Origin of the sequence: Streptomyces sp. NPDC092369, assembly GCF_044755245.1 — a bacterium.
Lineage (GTDB): Bacteria > Actinomycetota > Actinomycetes > Streptomycetales > Streptomycetaceae > Streptomyces.
Window position 1 is genome coordinate 1008924 of record NZ_JBIVQP010000002.1, and the last position, 16042, is coordinate 1024965.

The 16042-nt window shown below is 71.8% G+C and carries 15 protein-coding genes; 3 read left to right on the forward strand and 12 right to left on the reverse strand.

Annotation, left to right across the window (positions count from 1 at the left end):
- Window positions 1–186: 186 nt before the first annotated feature.
- The gene (locus tag ACIQI8_RS14240; RefSeq protein WP_402348971.1) at window positions 187–1440 is read left to right on the forward strand and encodes an MFS transporter; all 1254 of its coding nucleotides are present in this window, start codon (window positions 187–189) and stop codon (window positions 1438–1440) included.
- Here the strand turns inward: ACIQI8_RS14240 and ACIQI8_RS14245 are convergent.
- The 10 genes from ACIQI8_RS14245 to hrcA form a co-directional block, all read right to left on the reverse strand.
- The gene (locus tag ACIQI8_RS14245; protein WP_402348974.1) at window positions 1437–2426 is read right to left on the reverse strand and encodes an adenosine deaminase; all 990 of its coding nucleotides are present in this window, start codon (window positions 2424–2426) and stop codon (window positions 1437–1439) included. The genes ACIQI8_RS14240 and ACIQI8_RS14245 overlap by 4 nt on opposite strands.
- Window positions 2427–2446: 20 nt before the next feature.
- Window positions 2447–3352 carry a ribonuclease Z gene (locus ACIQI8_RS14250; protein ID WP_402348977.1) on the reverse strand — a complete coding sequence of 302 codons (906 nt, stop codon included), beginning with the start codon at window positions 3350–3352 and terminating at the stop codon, window positions 2447–2449.
- 6 nt (window positions 3353–3358) lie between these two features.
- Window positions 3359–3712, reverse strand: coding sequence for a histidine triad nucleotide-binding protein (locus ACIQI8_RS14255; RefSeq protein WP_402348980.1), 354 nt, complete (start codon window positions 3710–3712; stop codon window positions 3359–3361).
- A gap of 119 nt (window positions 3713–3831) precedes the next feature.
- Entirely contained in the window at window positions 3832–7032 is a 3201-nt protein-coding gene (locus tag ACIQI8_RS14260) for a S41 family peptidase (protein WP_402348983.1), read from the reverse strand.
- Between the two features lie 73 nt (window positions 7033–7105).
- Window positions 7106–7666 (reverse strand): hypothetical protein, encoded by a 561-nt coding sequence (locus ACIQI8_RS14265; protein ID WP_402348986.1) that lies wholly within the window; start codon window positions 7664–7666, stop codon window positions 7106–7108.
- A gap of 104 nt (window positions 7667–7770) precedes the next feature.
- On the reverse strand, window positions 7771–8163 hold the full coding sequence (locus tag ACIQI8_RS14270; RefSeq protein WP_402348989.1) for a VOC family protein: 393 nt from the start codon (window positions 8161–8163) through the stop codon (window positions 7771–7773).
- 19 nt (window positions 8164–8182) lie between these two features.
- Window positions 8183–8935 carry a 16S rRNA (uracil(1498)-N(3))-methyltransferase gene (locus tag ACIQI8_RS14275; RefSeq protein WP_402348992.1) on the reverse strand — a complete coding sequence of 251 codons (753 nt, stop codon included), beginning with the start codon at window positions 8933–8935 and terminating at the stop codon, window positions 8183–8185.
- Window positions 8932–10008, reverse strand: coding sequence for a nitronate monooxygenase (locus ACIQI8_RS14280; protein ID WP_402348995.1), 1077 nt, complete (start codon window positions 10006–10008; stop codon window positions 8932–8934). The genes ACIQI8_RS14275 and ACIQI8_RS14280 overlap by 4 nt, the downstream gene beginning before the upstream one ends.
- Window positions 10009–10254: 246 nt before the next feature.
- Complete coding sequence (dnaJ, locus tag ACIQI8_RS14285) at window positions 10255–11388, reverse strand: molecular chaperone DnaJ (RefSeq protein ID WP_402348998.1); 1134 nt, start codon at window positions 11386–11388, stop codon at window positions 10255–10257.
- Complete coding sequence (gene hrcA, locus ACIQI8_RS14290; RefSeq protein WP_401720902.1) at window positions 11389–12405, reverse strand: heat-inducible transcriptional repressor HrcA; 1017 nt, start codon at window positions 12403–12405, stop codon at window positions 11389–11391.
- Between the two features lie 149 nt (window positions 12406–12554).
- On the opposite strand from hrcA, the gene ACIQI8_RS14295 reads away from it, so the two are divergent.
- Together ACIQI8_RS14295 and ACIQI8_RS14300 are read left to right on the forward strand one after the other, a co-directional pair.
- Window positions 12555–13286: an MBL fold metallo-hydrolase gene (locus tag ACIQI8_RS14295; protein WP_402349001.1), complete on the forward strand. Its 732-nt coding sequence runs from the start codon at window positions 12555–12557 to the stop codon at window positions 13284–13286.
- A 34-nt stretch (window positions 13287–13320) separates the two neighbouring features.
- Complete coding sequence (locus ACIQI8_RS14300) at window positions 13321–14130, forward strand: DUF3097 domain-containing protein (RefSeq protein WP_402349004.1); 810 nt, start codon at window positions 13321–13323, stop codon at window positions 14128–14130.
- Here ACIQI8_RS14300 and ACIQI8_RS14305 read toward each other — a convergent pair.
- Together ACIQI8_RS14305 and hemW are read right to left on the reverse strand one after the other, a co-directional pair.
- Window positions 14108–14686 carry a Uma2 family endonuclease gene (locus ACIQI8_RS14305; RefSeq protein WP_402349007.1) on the reverse strand — a complete coding sequence of 193 codons (579 nt, stop codon included), beginning with the start codon at window positions 14684–14686 and terminating at the stop codon, window positions 14108–14110. The two genes, ACIQI8_RS14300 and ACIQI8_RS14305, sit on opposite strands and share 23 nt — an antisense overlap.
- 98 nt (window positions 14687–14784) lie before the next feature.
- The gene (hemW, locus tag ACIQI8_RS14310) at window positions 14785–16017 is read right to left on the reverse strand and encodes a radical SAM family heme chaperone HemW (RefSeq protein ID WP_402349010.1); all 1233 of its coding nucleotides are present in this window, start codon (window positions 16015–16017) and stop codon (window positions 14785–14787) included.
- Between the last annotated feature and the right edge of the window lie 25 nt (window positions 16018–16042).

The window sequence follows — 16042 nt, forward strand, 5'->3', positions numbered from 1 at the left end:
ACCTCGGCGACGCGTTCCGCTTCCCGACCTCCCCCACCCCAAACGCAACGTGCGCCACATCACACATCCCGGGCTTCTTTCCGCAACCGCGTGCTTGATACAAATTCCTCGCGCGTTCCTGTCCGTCGACGGCCTGCGCCCCACCCCCTTCTCGAGCCGCTTCTTTCGCATGCCCTGGGAACGCCCGTGTTCGCCCCCCGCACCATCGCCTGGCCCCTCGTCGCCCTTTTCACGGCCGGGTACCTCGCCCCCTACCTCCTCCCGACCACCGTCGGCCGCCTGGACTCCGGGCTGCCGCTGAGCGCCACGCAGGCCGGCGCCCTCGGCAGCGCGCTGCTGCTGAGCTCGGCCGCCGCCGGCTTCGTCCTGGCCGCCCGCGTCGACCGCGTCGGCCCCCGCGCCCTCGCCCGTATCGGCCTCGCCCTCGCCGTCCTCGGCTACGGCACCGCCGCCCTCACCACAGCCGTCCCCGCCGTCGTCGTAGGCGCGTTGGTCGGCGGCTTCGGCTCCGGCACGGCCACCACGGTCGCCGCCACCGGCATCGCCGCGCAGCCCGACCCGCACCGCACCACCACGGTCGGCCTGCTCGGGGTCTCCGCGCTCGCCGGCGCGGTCTATCTGACCGTCCCGCATCTCGGCCCGGGCCACGGCCAGCCGCTCGCCGCGATCGCCCTCACGGCACTGCTGGTCTGGCCGCTCACCGGCCGCCTCCCTCTCCGCACGGCGACCACCCACGCGGTACTCGACGGCAGCCGTCTCCCCCACTTCCGCGCCGGACTCCTCCTCGCCGTCACCATGCCCTGCTGGTCCCTCGTGCAGAACTCCCTGTGGGGCGTCAGCGGCCGGATCGGCCTGGACCAGGCGCGGTTGACGGAGACCACCGTCGGCGCGGTCTTCGCGGTGGCGCTCGGCGCGGGCCTGTTCGGCGTCACGGTCGCGGGCGCCCTCGGCCCGCGCCTGGGCCGCGCGCTGCCCATCGGCGCCGGTACGGCCGTCATCGCGCTCTGCGTCCTGCTGAGCGCGTCCGCGACCGACCTCACGACCTTCGCGACCGGCGAGATCGCCTGGAACCTGCTCTACCCGGTCGTCCTCTCGTACGTCATCGGCCTCGCCGCCTGCCTCGACCCGCGCGGCCGCTGGGCCGTCCTGGTCGGCTCGGCGTCCTCGCTCGGGACGGCGGCGGGCCCGCTGGCGGGAAGCGTGCTGGCCGCGCGGGCCGGGTTCCCGACGATGGGGGTGATCCTGGCGCTCGGGCTGCTGGTGATCGCCGTACCGATGACCGCGGTGGCGCTGCGCTTCGGCGGGAGGCAGGTGTCGGTCGTCGAGATCCCTGTCATGGAGAGCCATGTCGTGGAGAGCGCCGTCATGGAGAGCGCCGTCATGGAGATCCCGGTGGAGAATCCCGCGCCGCACACCTACGACACGACACCGGCCGCCTAGAACTCGTACGCGTCGACTTCAGCGAGATACCGCGCCCGCAACTCCTCGTCGTCCTCCAGGAAGGACGCGACGAACGAGTTGCGGGCCAGTTCGCGCAACCGGTCGTCGCTCAGGCCCAGCGCCGAGCGCACCGCGTCGAAGTTGTCGCCCGCGTAGCCGCCGAAGTAGGCGGGGTCGTCGGAGTTGACCGTGCAGAGCAGACCCGCGTCCAGCATGGCGGGGAGGGGATGTTCGGCGAGTACATTCACCGCGCGCAAGCGGACGTTGGACAGCGGGCACAGGGTCAGAGGGACGCGGTCCCGGACCAGCCGGGCCACCAGCTCCGCGTCCTCCATGCAGCGCAGCCCGTGGTCGATCCGCTCGACGCCGAGGACGTCCAGGGCCTCGGTGATGTACTCCGGCGGGCCCTCCTCACCGGCGTGCGCGACCCGTCGTAGACCGAGGGCCGCGGCGGCCTCGTAGACCTCGCGGAACTTCACCGGCGGGTGGCCGACCTCGGCCGAGTCGAGGCCGATCCCGACGATCCGGTCGAGGTACGGCTTCGCGGCCTCCAGCGTCTCCATGGCCGACTCGGCGGACTGGTCGCGCAGGAAGCACAGGATGAGCTTCGTGGAGACGCCGTGATCGGTCTCGCTGCTCCCCAGCGCCCGCCACAGGCCCTCCACCACCGTGCCCATGTCCACGCCCCGCGCGAGGTGCGCCTGCGGGTCGAAGAAGATCTCCGCGTGCCGTACGCCCTGCGCGGCGGCCCGGGAGAAATAGGCGTTCGCCAGGTCCTCGAAGTCCCGCTCGGTGCGCAGGACGGCCATCAGCTCGTAATAGAGATTCAGGAATGTCTGGAGGTCGTCGAAGAGGTACGCCTTGCGGAGCTCTTCCGTGTCCGCGTAGGGCAGTTCGACGCCGTTGCGGGCGGCGAGGGCGAAAGCGAGCTCGGGCTCCAGGGTGCCTTCGATGTGCAGGTGCAGTTCGGCTTTGGGGAGAGGCATCGAAGTATCGTACGGGTGTTTTACCGCCGTTTCGGAACCGGCACCCTCAGTAGATCGTGCGCCACGGTCAGCTCCCCCTCGTAGCCCGCGGCCCGTGCCTGGCGCTCGAACTCGTCGGGGTCGGAGTAGCGCTGGCTGAAGTGGGTGAGGACCAGATGCCGTACGCCGGCGTCCCGCGCCACCCTCGCCGCCTGTCCGACGGTCAAGTGGCCGTGGTCCACGGCGAGTTGCTCGTCCTCGTCGAGGAACGTCGACTCGATGACCAGCATGTCGCAGCCCTCCGCGAGGGCGTGGACTCCGTTGCACAGACGGGTGTCCATGACGAACGCGAAACGCTGTCCGCGGCGCGGTTCGCTGACGTCGGCGAGGGAGACGCCGTCGACTGATCCCTCGCGCTGGATACGGCCCACGTCCGGGCCCTTGATGCCGTGCGCGGCGAGGCGGTCGGGGAGCATGCGGCGGCCGTCGGGTTCGGTGAGGCGGTAGCCGTAGGACTCGACGGGGTGGGAGAGCTTCCGGGCTTCCAGTGTGTAGGAGGGCGTGGTGACGAACACGCCGTCCGCGTCCACGGGGGCCTCCGTAATGCCGACGGTCTCGCGGTAGGCGGTGGAATAGCGCAGGCGGTCGAAGAAGTGCCGGCCCGAGCGCGGGTAGTGCGCGGTGATCTCGTGCGGGACCCGGTCCAGGTTGATGCGCTGGATGACGCCGGCGAGGCCGAGGGAGTGGTCGCCGTGGAAGTGCGTCACGCAGATCCGGTTGAGGTCGTGCGCGGCGACGCCCGCGCGGAGCATCTGACGCTGGGTGCCCTCGCCGGGGTCGAAGAGGATGCCTTCGGAGTCCCAGCGCAGGAGGTAGCCGTTGTGGTTGCGGTGGCGGGTGGGGACCTGGCTGGCTGTGCCGAGGACCACCAGTTCGCGTACGGACATGGCGGTTTATCCAGGGGGCCACGTGAGGCCGCGGCCTCCGAGTACATGGGCGTGGGCGTGGAAGACGGTCTGGCCCACGCCCGCACCGGTGTTGAAGACGGTGCGGTAGCTGTCCAGCTTGTCCTCGGCGGCCACGGCCTGGGTTTCGCGGAGTACGTCAGCGGCGAGTTCCGGTGCGGCGGTGGCCAGTTCGGCGGCGTTCGCGTAGTGCGCCTTGGGGATGACCAGCACGTGGGTGGGGGCCTGGGGGTTGATGTCCCTGAACGCGACGGTGGTCTGAGTCTCACGGACGATGGTGGCCGGGATGTGTCCTGCGACGATCTTGCAGAACAGACAGTCGTCTTGAGGGTCCCCTGGCATGTGGCCGCTCCTCGTACAGATTGATCGAATATGGGGCATCGTAGCGTTGTCGGGGGCGGGTGCGTTGTGGCTGGTCGCGCCCACGCGGCGGAGCCGCACATCGATACAGCTCCGCGCCCCTAGGTGGGCAAGTTGGGTGGGGTTTTCGACGGGCTGTTCTCCAGGGACTCAAGGGCCAAGCGGATCGCCTCGTCCAACTGGGGGTCCCTGCCCGCTGCCCAGTCCTGGGGGCGTTGCAGTACCTCGACGTCGGGGTCGACTCCGTGGTTTTCCACTCCCCACCCGTAACCCTCCAGCCAGAACGCGTACTTGGGCTGGGTGACGAGGGTGCCGTCGACCAGGCGGTAGCGGCTGTCGATGCCGATGACCCCGCCCCAGGTGCGGGTGCCCACGACCGGGCCGATGCCGAGGGCCTTGATCGCGGCGTTGACGATGTCGCCGTCGGAGCCGGAGAACTCGTTGGCGATGGCGACGACGGGGCCGCGGGGGGCGTCCTCGGGGTAGCTGTAGGGGCGGACTCCGCGGGGGACGTCCCAGCCGACGATGCGGCGGGCCAGCTTCTCGATGACGAGTTGGGAGGTGTGGCCGCCGCGGTTCTCGCGGATGTCGACGACGAGGCCCTCGCGGGCCACCTCGACACGGAGGTCGCGGTGGATCTGGGCCCAGCCGGGGGCCTGCATGTCGGGGACGTGGAGGTAGCCGAGGCGGCCGCCGGACTGTTCGTGGACGTAGGCGCGGCGGTCGGCGACCCAGGCGTGGTAGCGGAGGGGCTCTTCGTCCGAGACGGGGACGACGACCGCGTGGCGCTGGTCACCGCCGCCGGACGGGAGGATCGTCAGCTCGATCGGTTTGCCCGCCGTGCCGACGAGGAGGGGGCCCGGGCCGGTCACCGGGTCCACGGGGCGGCCGGCCACGGCCACGATCGCGTCGCCCGCGCGGACCGCGACGCCGGGTGCGGCCAGCGGGGAGCGGGCGTCGGGGTCGGAGGTCTCGGCGGGCAGGACCCGGTCGACGCGCCAACTGCCGTCCTCGTGACGGGAGATGTCGGCGCCGAGCAGGCCCTGGCGTTCGCCGTCGCCGTGGCCGCCGCGCGAGGTGACGTAGGCGTGCGAGGTGCCCAGCTCGCCCTGCACCTCCCAGAGGAGGTCGACCAGGTCGTCGTGGGTGGTGACCCGGTCCAGGACGGGGCGGTAGCGGTCCAGGACGCCGGCCCAGTCGACGCCGCCCAGGTCGGGGCGCCAGAAGTTGTCCCGCATGAGGCGGCCGGTCTCGTCGTACATCTGGCGCCACTCGGCGGCCGGGTCGACGGTCTGGCGGACGCGGGTGAGGTCGACGGTGATGTTCGTGTCGCTGTCGTCGTCGCCGGAGGCGCGCCGGTCGCTGGGGACGACCTTCAGCTTGCCGTCGGTCCACAGCAGGACCCGCTTGCCGTCGCCGCTGACCGTGAGGTGGTCGGCGTCCGAGGCGAGGTGCTCGATGCGCTGCTGGACCAGGTCGTACCGTTCCAGCGCGGTCCGCGGGTCGGGGTCGTCCGGGGTGGCCCGGGAGGCGCCGAGGACCCCGCGCACGGGGTGGCGCAGCCACAGCACGCCGTCCTTGGCCGCGCGCAGGGTGGAGTAGCGAGCGGCCTCGACCGGGAACGGCACGATCCGCTCGGCGAGCCCTTCGAGGTCGATACGGGTGCTGGGGGCGCCCTCGCTGTCGGGCGTCTCGTCCTTGTCCGGGGTCTCGAAGGGCCGGCCGTGGCGCTGCGGTCCGAAGGGGGACGGGGTGGTCGCGGCCAGTGTGATCAGGTGCGGGCGGGAGCCGCCGACGAAGGCCAGGTCGAAGACGTGCTCGTCGTAGACCGGGTCGAAGGAGCGCGCGGAGAGGAAGGCGAGGTGCTTGCCGTCGAGGGTGAAGACCGGCGAGTAGTCGCGGAAGCGGAGCGGGGTGGCCTCGGTGACCGACAGGTCGGTGGTGTTGGCGAGCCGGAGCTGGCGCAGCGGGCGCGGGCCGGGGTGGGACCAGGCGAGCCAGCCGGAGTCGGGCGAGAAGACCAGCCCGGACACGTTGCCGTCGGCGCTGCGGTCGATCTCGCGGACCTCGCCGCTGTCCCGCTCGACGAGCAGGACGCGTCCGTCGTGCGCGGCGACGGCGACCCGGCTGCCGTCGGGGGCCACGGCGAGGTCGAGGACCCGGCCGAGCTGTCCGGCGGCGAGCCGGCGCGGGGTGGCGCCCGGGGCACTGCCGGTCGCGGGGGCGAACTCCAGGGCGTCGTCGCCCTCGGCGTCGGTGACCCAGACGACGTGCTCCTCGCCGTCGGCGCGGAAGGTGCGCGGCAGCCGGGCCCGTACGCCGGGTTCGGCGGCGAGGGCGCGGGCGGGGCCTGCGCGGTGGGTGACCCAGTGCACGGCGCCGCGGACGGCGACCGCGCTGCCGCGGGCGGTGTGGTCGGGGTGGGCGGAGCCGAACCAGCGGGACGCGTTCACCGGGAAGGGCTGGAGGTCGGCGCGCGGGCCGCCGAGCCGGATGTCGAGGCGTCGGGGTTCGGTGTCGAGGCTGTCGAGGATCCACAGCTCACCGGCGCTGGAGTAGACGAGTCGACTGCCGTCGCCGGCCAAGTGCCGTGCGTAGAAGCCTCCCCCACCGGGTGTGTGGCGGCGCAGGTCGGAGCCGTCGGCCAGGGAGGAGTACACGGCTCCGACGCCCTCGTGGTCGGAGAGGAACGCGAGGCGGTCCCCCACCCACACGGGCGTCTCCAGATTCCCGTCCAACTCCTCGTGCAGGCGCACGAATTCGCCGTCACCGTCCGGGTCGATCCACAACTTGCCCGCCGTACCGCCCCGGTAGCGCTTCCACCAGGCGGCCTCGCGGCCCATCGGCGCGGACAGCAGCACGGTGGCCGGGCCGAAGGCCACATCGCCGACGGGCCCGTACGGCAGGGTGGCGGCCGGTCCGCCGTCCAGCGGGACGGCCCGCGCCCAGCTGCGGCGCAGGCTCGCCTGACCCTGCGTGCTGATCGCGAGCACCTCGCCGTCCGGGGTCCAGCCGCGCACCTGGGTACGCGAACTCCCCCAGTACGTCAGGCGTTTGGCGGCGCCTCCGTCGATCGGCGCGACATGCACCTCGGGGGCGCCGTCGCGGCTGGAGGTCCAGGCGACGGTCGTTCCGTCCGGCGAGATGCGCGGATGGTTGACCGGCACGTTGTCGGCACTGACCCGCCAGGCCCGGCCGCCGTCGAGAGGTGCGAGCCACACATCGTCCTCGGCGGTGAACGCCACCGAGTCGCCGTGCGGATGCGGATACCGGAGATAGGCGTGGGCCGCGGGCTGTGTCACCCGATCACTCTATGCAGTCGCGCTCACCGGGCACAGGGGTTTGGATCACTTGGCCACGGACGGTCCGTACCGGTCACTTGCCCTCGACCGGCCAGCAACTGGGGTCGCCCTGGCAGTAGATCGTCCGGGTGACGGTCACCGTGACCGTGGGTTCGCCGGGCTGCTGGTAGGTGGCGGGCGGTTTGACCGGGGACGGGGTGGCGTTGCAGTTGCCGAGGCCGTTCACCCGGAACCACTCCTTGCCGCCCACCTTGGCGACCAACTGACCGCGTACGCACGAGCCGTTGACCGCGCGGGTGACCGTCCCGGTGACGGTGATGTCCCTGCCGTCCTTGGTCTCGCCCTGGCAGTCCACGTTGGCGACGGTCGTCTCGCTCGCCTCCGGCGTCGACTTGCCGGGCGTGTACGCCTTGTCGTTCCCGTAGTTGGCGGTGCAGCTGAGCCACTGGACGTCGACGTTCTTCCGCTCCAGCTCCTTGGTCGCGGTCTGGTCGGTCGTGTACGCCACCGCCGCGGTGCTCAGCCCGTTGGGATCACACCCGACGGTCCCGCCGACGCCGAGCACCACGAGCCCAGCCACGGCCAGCACCCGCGGTCCGCGCGGCCGAAGCCAAATCCGCCTCAATGCCCCCATGGAGGGCAGCCTGCCACTTGGCACGTGACCACGGTAGACCGCATGCGGTCACCTTGGGAGGCACACGGCCAACCTGCCGGACCCGAACATCCGCCCGGTGACCGTCAGCCGCGCAGCAGCAGCCACTCCTGAAGTTCCACCAGATTGCCCTCGGGGTCCTTGAGATGGGCGACGCGCATCCGGTCGGTGAAGGGGGCGGGGCCGCGCAGCAGGGTGGCGCCGCGCTCGGTGATCTGGGCGCAGTAGGTGTCGAGGTTGTCCACGCGCAGCACGACCAGGGAGCGGTGGCCCAGGGGCGAGTCGCCGAGTTCGCCCAGGACTTCAGCCATCATGGCGCGGTCCTGGAGGGCGATGCCCGCCGAGCCGGTGACCGGGCTGAACTTCTCGTACGGTCCCTCGGTCGCGCCCGACTGCGGCTTGAGGCCGAGGACTTCGGCGTAGAAGTGGTAGCAGGCGGCGAAGTCGGTGACGAGAAGGCGGACTTGGGCGAGTTCCATGGGTTCCCCCGGGGGTCGATCAGGACCAGCGGCCGGTGCGGCCGAGGAGCAGGGCCGTCGCCGCGGTGCCCGCGGTCGAGGTACGCAGCACGCTACGCCCGAGGCGGTGGGCCTTCGCGCCGGCCTCCTCGAAGCGCGCCAACTCCTCCGGAGAGACGCCGCCTTCGGGGCCGACGACCAGCACGATCTCGCCCGTGGCGGGGAGTTCGGCGGTGGCCAGGGGGTCGCTGGGGTAGGCGCGGTCCTCGTGCAGGACGGCGGCGAAGTCGGCTTTGGCGAGAAGTGCGGCAACCTGGGCGGTCGTCGCTGCGTCCGCGACCTCAGGGAAGCGCAGCCGGCGGGACTGCTTGCCGGCCTCGCGGGCGGTGGCCCGCCACTTGGCGAGGGCCTTGAGGCCGCGCTCGCCCTTCCACTGGGTGATGCAGCGGGCGGCGGCCCAGGGGACGATCGCGTCGACGCCGGTCTCGGTCATCGTCTCGACGGCCAGTTCGCCGCGGTCGCCCTTGGGGAGGGCCTGGACGACGGTGATACGGGGGGTGGGTTCGGGTTCCACCGGGAAGTCGGAGGGCTCGACCAGGAGACGGTCCTTGCCCTCGGTGCGCAGGACCGCGCCGGCCGCGCCCCGGCCCAGACCGTCGGTCAGCACCACGTCCTCACCGGGCTGCAGCCGTCGTACGGAGACCGCGTGCCGTCCCTCGGGTCCGGTCACCTCGACGACCGACCCGGGGCCCACGCCCTCCAGGGAGTCGACCACGAACACCGGCGCGGTCATCGGAAGCCTCCCTTGCCCGACAACGCTGTCAGCGCACTGTCCAGTTCGGCCGCGAGGACCTCCACCAGCTGTCCCGCGGGCAGTTCGCGGGCCATGCGGTGGCCCTGTCCCGCCCACAGCGCCATGCCCTGCGCGTCCCCGGCCTTGGCGGCGGCCTTGCGCAGCGGCGCGGTGAGGTGGTGGACCTGGGGGTAGGCGGCGGGGGCGTACGGGCCGTGCTCGCGCATGAAGCGGTTGACCAGGCCGCGGGCCGGGCGGCCGGAGAAGGCGCGGGTCAGCTGCGTACGGGCGAACAGGGGGTTGGTCAGCGCCTGCTTGTGGACGGCGGCGGCGCCGGACTCGGCGGTGGCGAGGAACGCCGTGCCGAGCTGGGCCGCGCTCGCGCCCGCCGCGAGGACGGAGGCGACCTGGCCGCCGCGCATGATGCCGCCGGCGGCGAGGATCGGCAGGGTGACGGTCTCGCGGACCTGGGCGACCAGGGAGAGCACGCCGATGCCGGAGCCGTCGTTCTCCGGGATGTCCCGGTGGGTGCCCTGGTGACCGCCGGCCTCCACGCCCTGCGCGATCACCGCGTCCGCGCCGGCCCGCTCCACCGCGAAGGCCTCCTCGGGCGTCGTCACGGTGACCGCGGTGAAGGTGCCGGCCCGGCGCAGGGCGTCCAGCACGTCCCGGCTCGGGATGCCGAAGTGGAAGGAGACCACCGGCACCGGGTTGTCGAGCAGCACCGCGAGCTTGGAGTCGTAGGCGTCGTCCCGGCCGCTGTCCGGATCGCCGAGCTCGGTCTCGTACCAGGCGGCCTCGCCGGCCAGTTGGTGGGCGTAGATCTCGACGGCGCCGGGGTCGGCGTTGTCCGGCTGCGGCATGAACAGGTTCACGCCGAAGGGACGGTTGGTGAGCCCTCGGATCTGCTTGATCTCCTGGTACATGCCGTCGGCCGTCTTGTACCCGGCGGCAAGGAACCCCAGCCCGCCGGCCTCGGACACGGCAGCGGCCAGCCGCGGCACGGAGACGCCGCCCGCCATGGGCGCCTGCACGATCGGGTGAGGGAAGAGATCGGTCAGTGCGGAGGACATGACGGCATGTTGTCACGTCCTCCGAACAAGTCCGAATCGGCCTCGGCAGAGCATAGGCCGACGGCACCTGACGGCACCGGTGGCCGATTCCGACCTCTGGGAAGTCCGGGGGCGGAAGCCCCCGGAAGCCCGTCACCGACCGTTGAACGCGTCCTTCAACCGCGAGAACAGCCCTTGCTGCCCCGGCTGACTGTGCCTACCCGGGGGACGACCCCCGGACCCCCAGCAGCCCACCCGCAGCCGACGTCACCGACCGTTGAACGCGTCCTTCAGCCGCGAGAACAGCCCCTGCTGCCCCGGCTGGAACTGCCCCGTGGGGCGCTCCTCGCCGCGTAGCTGGGCCAGTTCGCGCAGCAGGCGCTCCTGTTCCGGGTCCAGCTTGCTCGGGGTCATGACCTCGACGTGCACGATGAGGTCGCCCCGGCCGCCGCCACGCAGATGCGTGACGCCCCGGCCGTGCAGCGGGATCGACTGGCCGGACTGGGTGCCGGGCCGGATGTCGACCTCCTCCAGGCCGTCCAGCGTCTCCAGCGGCACCTTGGTGCCGAGGGAGGCCGCGGTCATCGGGAGGGTCACTGTGCAGTGCAGGTCGTCACCGCGCCGCTGGAACATCGCGTGCGGCAGCTCGTGGATCTCCACGTACAGGTCGCCGGCGGGGCCGCCGCCGGGGCCGACCTCGCCCTCTCCCGCGAGCTGGATGCGGGTGCCGTTGTCGACGCCGGCCGGGATCTTGACTGTCAGCGTGCGGCGGGAGCGGATCCGGCCGTCGCCCGCGCACTCCGGGCACGGGGTCGGCACGACCGTGCCGAAGCCCTGGCACTGCGGGCAGGGGCGCGAGGTCATGACCTGGCCCAGGAAGGACCGGGTGACCTGGGACACCTCGCCGCGACCGCGGCACATGTCACAGGTCTGGGCCGAGGTCCCCGGCGCCGCGCCCTCACCGTTGCAGGTGGTGCAGACGATCGCCGTGTCGACCTGGATGTCCTTCGTGGTGCCGAAGGCCGCCTCGTCCAGCTCGATGTCCAGCCGGATCATGGCGTCCTGGCCCCGGCGGGTCCGCGAGCGCGGGCCGCGCTGCGAGGCCGTGCCGAAGAACGCGTCCATGATGTCCGAGAAGTTCCCGAAGCCGCCCGCGCCGAAGCCGCCGGCACCGCCGCCGGCCTGCGAGAGCGGGTCGCCGCCGAGGTCGTAGACCTGCTTCTTCTGCGGGTCCGAGAGCACCTCGTAGGCGGCGTTGATCTCCTTGAACCGCTCCTGGGTCTTCGGATCCGGGTTGACGTCCGGGTGCAGCTCGCGCGCGAGCCGACGGAACGCCTTCTTGATCTCTTCCTGCGACGCGTCGCGGCGCACGCCGAGAACGGCGTAGTAGTCCGTGGCCACTTACGACTCCGCCAGGATCTGTCCGACGTACCGTGCCACTGCGCGTACCGCTCCCATCGTTCCCGGGTAATCCATGCGGGTCGGTCCGACCACGCCGAGCTTGGCGACTGCCTCGCCGCCCGAACCGTAGCCCACCGACACCACGGAAGTGGAGTTGAGTCCCTCGTAGGCGTTCTCGTGACCGATGCGTACGGTCATGCCCGAATCCCCTGCCTCGCCAAGCAACTTGAGGAGTACGACATGTTCCTCCAAGGCCTCCAGAACGGGGCGGATGGTGAGGGGGAAGTCATGTCCGAAACGGGTGAGATTGGCCGTTCCGCCGATCACCAGCCGCTCCTCGTTCTCCTCGACGAGTGTCTCCAGGAGGGTGGAGAGCACCGTCGAGACCGTTCCGCGGTCCTCCACGTCGAAGGCGTCGGGGAGGTCCTCCACGAGCCGGGGGACGTCGGAGAACCGGCGGCCCGCGACCGTGCTGTTGAGCCGCGCCCGCAGATCCGCGAGCGAGGTCTCCCCGAAGGGCGCCGGACAGTCCACCATGCGCTGCTCGACCCGGCCGGTGTCCGTGATCAGCACCAGCATCAGCCGTGCGGGAGCCAGTGCGAGCAACTCCACATGGCGCACGGTCGAGCGGGTCAGCGAGGGGTACTGCACGACGGCGACCTGCCGGGTGAGCTGCGCGAGCAGCCGTACCGTGCGGGCCACCACGTCGTCGAGGTCGACGGCGCCGTCCAGGAAGTTCTGGATGGCGCGCCGCTCGGGGCCGCTCATCGGCTTGACGCCGGCGAGCTTGTCGACGAAGAGCCGGTAGCCCTTGTCGGTGGGGATGCGCCCGGCGCTGGTGTGCGGCTGGGCGATGAAGCCCTCGTCCTCCAGGGCCGCCATGTCGTTGCGCACCGTCGCCGGGGAGACGCCGAGGTTGTGCCGCTCGGTGAGGGCCTTCGACCCGACCGGCTCCTCGGTGCCGACATAGTCCTGGACGATGGCGCGCAGCACCTGGAGCCGTCGTTCACTCAACATCGCGCACACCTCCCGAACTCGTCCCCTGGGCACTTCGCCTGGCACTCTGTCCAGCCGAGTGCCAGCATTCCCCGGCCAGTGTACGGCGGAGGGGTACTCCCCGGGCAAGGACGGCCTGCGGAGCGACCCCGTACAGCTAGCGTCGCCGTATGACGGTGACTTGGGAAGAGCTGGGGTGGGAGCGGCTGGCGCCGGGAGTCGGCCGGTGCCGGCTGCCCGGCTGGGACTGCACGGCGGGGCTGGTCGTCGGGGACGGCACGGCGCTCGTGATCGACGCGGGGTCGAGCCTGGCGGAGGGCGCGCTGGTGCGCACGCGCGCGCAGGAGCTCGCCGGTCACCGTGTGACCCATCTCGCGCTCACGCATCCGCATTTCGACCATGTCTTCGGGGCGGCCGCGTTCGCGGGCGCGGAGGTCTTCGGCGCGGTGGGCCTGGACGTGATGTCCGTCCACGCGCGCGAGGAGCTGCGGCTGGACGCGGTGCGCAACGGGCTGGCCGAGGGGACGGCGACCGAGGCAGCGGCCACGCTCGTCGCCCCGCACCACCAGGTCTCCGGCGAGTGGACGCTCGACCTGGGCGGCGGCCGGCAGGTCCTGCTGGCGAACGTCGGGCCGGGCCACACCGCCCACGACCTCGCGGTCCTCGTCCCCGCCCTGCCCGACTCCCCGGCGGTGGTGTTCTGCGGCGACCTGGTCGAGGAGTCCGGCGAGCCCCAGGCGGGCCCCGACGCCGTACCGTCCCAGTGGCCCGCCGCCCTCGACCGCCTGCTCGACCTGGGCGGCGCGGACGCGCTGTACGTGCCGGGTCACGGGGCGGTGGTGGACGCGGGGTTCGTGCGGGGGCAGCGGGACGCGTTGGCGGCCCGTTTCGGCGTGTCGTGACGGTGACCGGGCCGCTTCTCCTATCGTCATCCGAATGCGCCAGTACTCCGCCGACCTGACCCCGCCGTGGAAGAAGCCGAAGCCCGTCCCCGAGGTCCCGGCGGAGGCCGGACTGGTCGTGGAGGAGCCCGGCACCGGTTTCTGCGGCGCGGTGATCCGCTGCGAGGCGGGCACGGTGACCCTGGAGGACCGCTTCGGCAAGCACCGGGTGTTCCCGCTGGAGCCGCGCGGCTTCCTCCTGGAGGGGCGCGTGGTGACCCTCGTACGCCCGCCTTCCGGCCCCGCCCGTCCCTCCCGTACGGCGTCAGGTTCGGTCGCCGTGCCGGGCGCACGCGCGCGTGTGGCGCGTGCCGGGCGCATCTACGTCGAGGGGCGGCACGACGCGGAACTGGTCGAGCGGGTGTGGGGCGACGACCTGCGGGTCGAGGGCGTGGTCGTGGAGTACCTGGAGGGCGTGGACGACCTGCCCGCCATCGTGGACGAGTTCGGGCCAGGCCCCGACGCCCGGCTCGGCATCCTGGTGGACCACCTGGTGCCGGGCACCAAGGAATGGCGGATCGCCCAGGGGGTGACGAGCGAGCACGCGTTGGTCGTCGGTCACCCGTACATCGACATCTGGGAGGCCGTGAAACCGTCCTCCCTGGGCATCGAGGCGTGGCCCCGGGTCCCGCACGGGCAGGACTGGAAGACGGGGGTGTGCCGGGCGCTGGGGTGGCCGGAAAACACCGGTGCGGCCTGGCAGGCGATCCTGGGGCGGGTGCGGTCGTACAAGGACCTGGAGCCTGAACTGCTCGGCAGAGTCGAGGAGTTGATCGACTTCGTCACGGATAGCGGTGAGGCCTGACGTCGGGGAACGTTCCGAAATCGCTGGTGTCCAGTTCGAGCCCCAGGACCTCCAACGGGACCGAGTTGCCGAACTTGATGATCTGTTGCGCCAGATAGTCGGCATCCTCGCCGTCGCCCTCAGGCTTCGTCAGCAGGACGCACTGCGCCATGATCGGATCGAGGATCAGATACGCAGGGACCTTGCCCGCCGCGTAGATGGACCTCTTGACCACGTAGTCCTGATGAACGCTGGACTTGGAGACGACCTCGACAACCAAGGTGACCAGCTGGGACGGCAGAAGATGCCCCGAGGCCGGCAGCGCATCCGGCGCCGCCACGAGCAGATCCGGGATGGGCACACTCTCCTCGCCGACGATGTCGACATCCTGGGTCTGGATGGGGTACCAGCGATCCATGGGGATCTGCCGCTGTGCGTGCAGCACGATCAGGTTGTGCACCAGATCTGGGCTGGCCATCATCACAATTACCCCCCGGAGGAGCTCAGCCTTGACGCCCTCAGGAGGCTCGAACTTGTCGAGGTAATCGGCCAATCCACGCTCGTCCACAACGGTCATCTCCATGGCCTCCCATCCGCCGCGTCCTTTTGGCGGCGGCCTATGAACGAGGTTAGGGACCGAACCGACGTTCCGCACCGATTCACTCGCCCGAGTGATCAGTCCACCAAGTCCCGCACCACCGCGTCCGCCAGCAGCCGCCCGCGCAGCGTCAGCACCGCCCGCCCCTCGACGTACGGCTCCTCCTGGAGCAGCCCGTCCGCCAGCGCCCGGCGTGCGGCCCTCAGTCCCTCCTCGTGCAGCAGCGACAGTGGTACGCCCTCGATCAGCCGCAGCTCCAGCAGGATCCGCTCCACGCGCCGGTCCTCGTCCGACAGCAGCTCCCGGCCCGCGCCCGGCGAGCGGCCCGCCGCCAGCGCCCCCGCGTACGCGCCCGGGTGTTTCACGTTCCACCAGCGCACTCCGCCGACGTGGGAGTGCGCGCCGGGGCCGGCGCCCCACCAGTCGGCGCCGCGCCAGTACAGCTCGTTGTGGAGGCAGCGGCCGGCGTCGGAAGTGGCCCAGTTGGAGACCTCGTACCAGTCGAATCCGGCGGCGGAGAGCATGTCCTCCGCGATCAGATACCGGTCCGCGTGGACGTCGTCGTCGGTCATCGGGACCTCGCCGCGGCGGATCCGGCGGGCCAGCTGGGTGCCCTCCTCGACGATCAGGGCGTACGCGCTGACGTGGTCGGGGCCGGCGCCCAGGGCCGCTTCGAGGGAGGCCCGCCAGTCGTCGTCGGACTCGCCGGGGGTGCCGTAGATCAGGTCGAGGTTGACGTGTTCGAAGCCCGCCGCGCGGGCCTCCGCGACGCAGGCCTCGGGGCGGCCGGGGGTGTGGGTGCGGTCCAGGATCTTCAGGACGTGCTGTTTCGCGCTCTGCATGCCGAAGGAGATCCGGTTGAAGCCGCCCGCGCGGAGCGTGGCCAGATAGCGCGGGTCGACGGACTCCGGGTTCGCCTCCGTGGTGACCTCCGCGTCCGGCGCGAGGCCGAACTCGTCGCGGACCGCGCCCAGCATGCGTACGAGATCGTCGGCGGCCAGCAGGGTCGGCGTACCGCCCCCGACGAACACCGTGCGGACCGGGCGCGGGTCGTCGCCGAGCACCTTGCGGGCCAGGCGGACCTCGTCGATCAGGGTGTCGGCGTAGTTGTCGCGGGAGGCGAGGACGCCACCGGTGCCGCGCAGCTCGGTCGCGGTGTAGGTGTTGAAGTCGCAGTAGCCGCAGCGGGTCGCGCAGTACGGGACGTGCAGATAGAACCCGAGGGGGCGGTCGGCGGCGCCGGCCAGCGCGGCCTGCGGGAGGGCGCCGTCGTCGGGGACCGGTTCACCGTCGGGGAGTGCGGAAGGCATGCGTTCCATTGTCCAGCACGGCGGC